This is a genomic window from Streptomyces hainanensis, from assembly GCF_004348415.1.
GTDB classification, from domain to species: Bacteria; Actinomycetota; Actinomycetes; order Streptomycetales; family Streptomycetaceae; genus Streptomyces; species Streptomyces hainanensis.
Map to the genome: position 1 here is coordinate 1 of NZ_SMKI01000599.1, position 3,996 is coordinate 3,996.

The window sequence follows — 3,996 nt, forward strand, 5'->3', positions numbered from 1 at the left end:
CGCCACCCCCGCCGCCGTCCGCCGAACCGCCACCCATCCCGCAGGCCCCGAGCACCGGGGCCAGCACCAACACCCCGCAGGTCACACGCGTTCTTCGCATCGCACTCACCCATTCGATGACGGCCGGAGCCGCAGCTCCCGCCCCGCCTCGTGGTCGGCTGTTGTGAGGCAGCACGTTAGGAGCGTCAACTGCCTCTTGTCTACAATCTTTCGTAAACAAGAGATTGCCTGTGGTGGCGCACAGCCGACCGCCCCCGGTGCTCGCCGGGGCGAGCACCGGGGGCGGTGCCTTGCTGAGCTGGGAGAACGCCGGCCGCGGCCGGCCCGGATCAGACGAAGTCGCTCTTGTAGAAGACCGTGGCCTGCCGGACGTCGCGCGAGTTCGAGTGGAAGCCGAACGCCAACCTGGGCCGGCCCGCGACGATCCAGACGGCCATGCCCTGCGGCTCACGCCCGGGGAGCGACTGCCCGGCGTCGGTGACGAACCGGTCCACCACGGTGGACTCTCCCGCGCCGTTGAGGTCGAGCGTGGTCAGGCAGGCGGGGCCGCCGACCGGCCCCTCGATCAGGTACGCGTAACGACCGCAGGCGGCGAACCCCTGGAACGGGTGCTCCCCGCCCCAGGCGCCGCGCGACGGCAGCGCCCGCTCGGCCAGCCGGTGTTCGCTGCCCAGCCGCCCGGCGCGCGCGTCGTCGAGGTCGAAGACCACGATCCTGGGCCGGTCGGGGGCCACCTTGTAACGCACCAGCAAACGGTTGGTCCACGGGTCGATCGCCGGCTGCGGCTCGATCATCGGGCCGCCGACCGACGGGGTGCGGTCCTCGATCGAGGGGTCGTCGGCGGTGAGCGTGGCCCCGTTGACGAACCGGAACCGGCCGATCCTGGTGCCGTATCCGCTGGGCCCGGTGCGCCACTCCGTCCACAGGTGGACCTCGCCCCGGTAGGGCTCCACGCCGATGCCCACGCCGTGCCCGAAGCCGTGCAGCGCCATCGCGCCCAACTGGTTCCCCGTGATGTCGGTCCTGGTCACCCACAGGTCGCCGACCCGGCCGGGGTCGGTGTTGGTCGAGTCGTACTGCGCGAAGTAGATGTGCTGCCGCTCGTTGTCGTAAGCGAACGACTGCAACACCCAGTTGGCGTGCAGCGACCGGCGCCAGAACGGGTTGCCGCCGGCGCCCGCCAACCGGAACCGCGGCGAGTCGGGCACCGCGGCCGCCGCCCGGCTCCCGCCGAGCATGCCCGTCGACCCGGCCATCGCGGCGGCGGCGAGCAGGCCGCCGCCGGCCCGGTGGAACCGCCTGCGGCTGAGGGGAGCGGAGGGCGCGAGAGGCAAAACGGCTCCGTCATCTCGGTTGGGTAACGGTCGAGTCCCCATCCGATCACGGAACCTGCCTCGGTCACAAGACGGGGCCCCGAAGTCCCGTGCGCCCCACGCGTCGCTCAGCCGGCGGCGGCCGCCGCCGCCAACGCGCGGCGCGCCTTGCGGCGGGTGACGAGCAGCCCGACGAGGGACAGCGCCCAGAACGGGTACTGCACCAGCCACGCGAGCCGGAACGCGTCGAAGGTGAACCCGCCCGCCGCGTCGAGCACCAGGCCCATCGCCACCAGCACGGCCAGCGAGGCCGTGAAGCCGCCCAGGTTCACCATGCTCTGCGCCACGCCCAGTTGGCCCGCAGGGTTGGACGTCCTCGCGATGTCGAAGCCCACCACCGAGCCGGGGCCGCCGGCCGACAGCACCACGATCAACACCACGAGCAGCCAGAACGGCGCCCGGCCGGGCAGCGCGAGCACCACCGTCCACACGGCCACCGTCGTCCCGAGCACCCCGAGCAGCAGCCAGGAGCGGCGCATCGGGTGCCGCGTCGTCAGCACCCCCAGCACCGGGCCGACGACGATGGTGCCCAGCACGAACAGGACCAGCAGCCCGCTGGCCGTCGACTGTGAGAGGCCCTGCGCCGACACCAGGTAGGGCACACCCCACAGCAGCGAGAACGCCATCATCGAGAACTGGGTCGCCATGTGCCCGAAGAAGCCGAGACGGGTGCCGGGTCGGCGCCAGATGGTGCCCAACTGGCCCAGGACCTCCCGGGCCGACACCCGGTTGCGCACCGGCCGCGAGCCGGGCGGCGCGTTCCGCAGCACGGCGAGCGCCAGCACCGCGCCGAGCAGGCTCAGCGACGCGGCCGAGCCGAACGCCCAGGACCAGCCCGCCCCGCGGAGCAGCGCGAGGAACGGCAGCGCGGACAGGATCTGCCCCAACTGCCCCAGGATCGTCGTCAGCTGGGTGACCAGCGGAACCCGGTGGGCCGGGAACCAGCGCGGCAGCAGGGCCAGCACCGAGACGAACATCAGCCCGTCGCCCACGCCCACGACCACCCGGGCCAGGATCGCCGTGGTCAGGTCGGTCGCGAAGGCCAGCAGGAACTGGCCGGCGGCCGCCACGACACCGCTGGCGCAGACCGTGAGCCGCGCGCCCCACCTGTCGACCAGCAGCCCGGCCGGTATCTGCATCGAGACGTAGACGATGACCTGCACGAAGACGAACGTCGACAGCTGGGCGGGGGAGACCGCGAAGTGCTCGGCCGCCTCGAGACCCGACACCCCGAGCGTGGTGCGCTGCATGATGGAGAACGCGTAGGCCAGCACGCCGACGGCCCAGATGGCGTACGAGCGTCTGGTGGGGAGGGCGGCCCCGGACCTCGTCGCTCCGATCCGCTCCGCCGCCCCCGCCCGCACCGTCTCCACGGGCGTCAGGATCCCAGTCCGCGTCGCCGGCGGACAAATCACCCCGGAGCGAACCGGCCCGCCGGTCCGCTGCCGAGGCGCTCGCCCTGACCTGCGGTTTCGCCCCGCGAACCGAGGTGGAGTCGGCCCTTGGCCGTGACCGACATCACCGCGTCGTCGGACCGATCCGCCATGATGAGGGCGGCCCCTCCCCGGAGCGGGCACGACCCGGGAGAAGACGAGAGAAAGCGCGGTGACCCGAGTGACGCCAGCAGCCGGCCCGGCCGGTCAGGCCCCCACCCTGATGGTCCTCAACGGCCCCAACCTCAACCTGCTCGGCACCCGCCAGCCCGAGATCTACGGCGCCGACACGCTGGCCGACGTGGAACTGCTGTGCGCCGAGACCGCCGCCCGGCACGGCGCGGCCGTCGACTGCCGGCAGAGCAACCACGAGGGCCAGCTGGTCGACTGGATCCACGAGGCGCGGCAGCGGCACGCCGCCATCGTGATCAACCCCGCCGCCTACTCGCACACCTCGGTGGCCCTGCTCGACGCCCTGGCCACCTGCGACGGGCTGCCCGTCATCGAGGTGCACATCTCCAACATCCACCGCCGCGAGGCGTTCCGCCACTACTCGTACGTGTCAGCGGCCGCCACCGCCGTCATCGCCGGCTGCGGAGTCCACGGCTACGCCCTGGCCGTGGAGCACGCCTGCCGGCTGCTCGCCGCCGGCTGACGGCCCGCTGAGTCCCGGCTGATTCCGTCCGCCGGGGGCGGCTCCCCGGCGCGCCGCGAGCTGTACGATCGGCGGACTTCGCCGCGCGTCCCGCTGATGGCAGTCGTGCATGGCGGAACCTTTCCGTCTGGCGATACCGTTTCCCTAGGTATGAGCGGATTCGCGACCTTCGCTGGCCTGCTCCTGACGGCGCGATGGTGAGGATGAACGGGATGGACGGACCCGGTGTCGGCAGGTCCGCCGCGGAGACGGCCTCGGCCGTGGTGGACACCGGCGGCGTCATCCGGGCCTGGAGCCCGGGTGCCCAGCGCCTCCTCGGCCACGCCGCCGCCGACCTGCTCGGCCGGCCGGCGGCCGAGCTGGTCGCCCAGGTCGTGCCGCCCGGAGTCCTCGCGGGTCCCGCGGGCTGGCACGGCCCGCTCCGCCTCCACCACCGCGAAGGCCACCCCGTCGAGGCCGAGGTGACCGCCAGCCCCCTCGACGACGGCGGCGGCGAGCCGCGCTGGCTGCTGCTCGCCACCCCGGTGGCCGCCCC

The 3,996-nt window shown here is 73.2% G+C and carries 4 protein-coding genes; 2 read left to right on the plus strand and 2 right to left on the minus strand.

From position 1 onward, the window contains the following. Positions 1 to 329: 329 nt before the first annotated feature. Together E1283_RS33235 and E1283_RS33240 are read right to left on the minus strand one after the other, a co-directional pair. Positions 330 to 1,334: a phage baseplate protein gene (locus tag E1283_RS33235; protein ID WP_243745274.1), complete on the minus strand. Its 1,005-nt coding sequence runs from the start codon at positions 1,332 to 1,334 to the stop codon at positions 330 to 332. 107 nt (positions 1,335 to 1,441) lie between these two features. After that, entirely contained in the window at positions 1,442 to 2,746 is a 1,305-nt protein-coding gene (locus E1283_RS33240; RefSeq protein WP_207930632.1) for an MFS transporter, read from the minus strand. Between the two features lie 283 nt (positions 2,747 to 3,029). Between E1283_RS33240 and aroQ the strand changes: the two genes are divergently transcribed. Together aroQ and E1283_RS33250 are read left to right on the plus strand one after the other, a co-directional pair. Then, the gene (aroQ, locus tag E1283_RS33245) at positions 3,030 to 3,461 is read left to right on the plus strand and encodes a type II 3-dehydroquinate dehydratase (RefSeq protein ID WP_132821892.1); all 432 of its coding nucleotides are present in this window, start codon (positions 3,030 to 3,032) and stop codon (positions 3,459 to 3,461) included. A gap of 212 nt (positions 3,462 to 3,673) precedes the next feature. Beyond that, the coding region (locus E1283_RS33250; protein WP_207930633.1) for a PAS domain-containing protein at positions 3,674 to 3,996 on the plus strand (323 nt) is incomplete at its 3' end.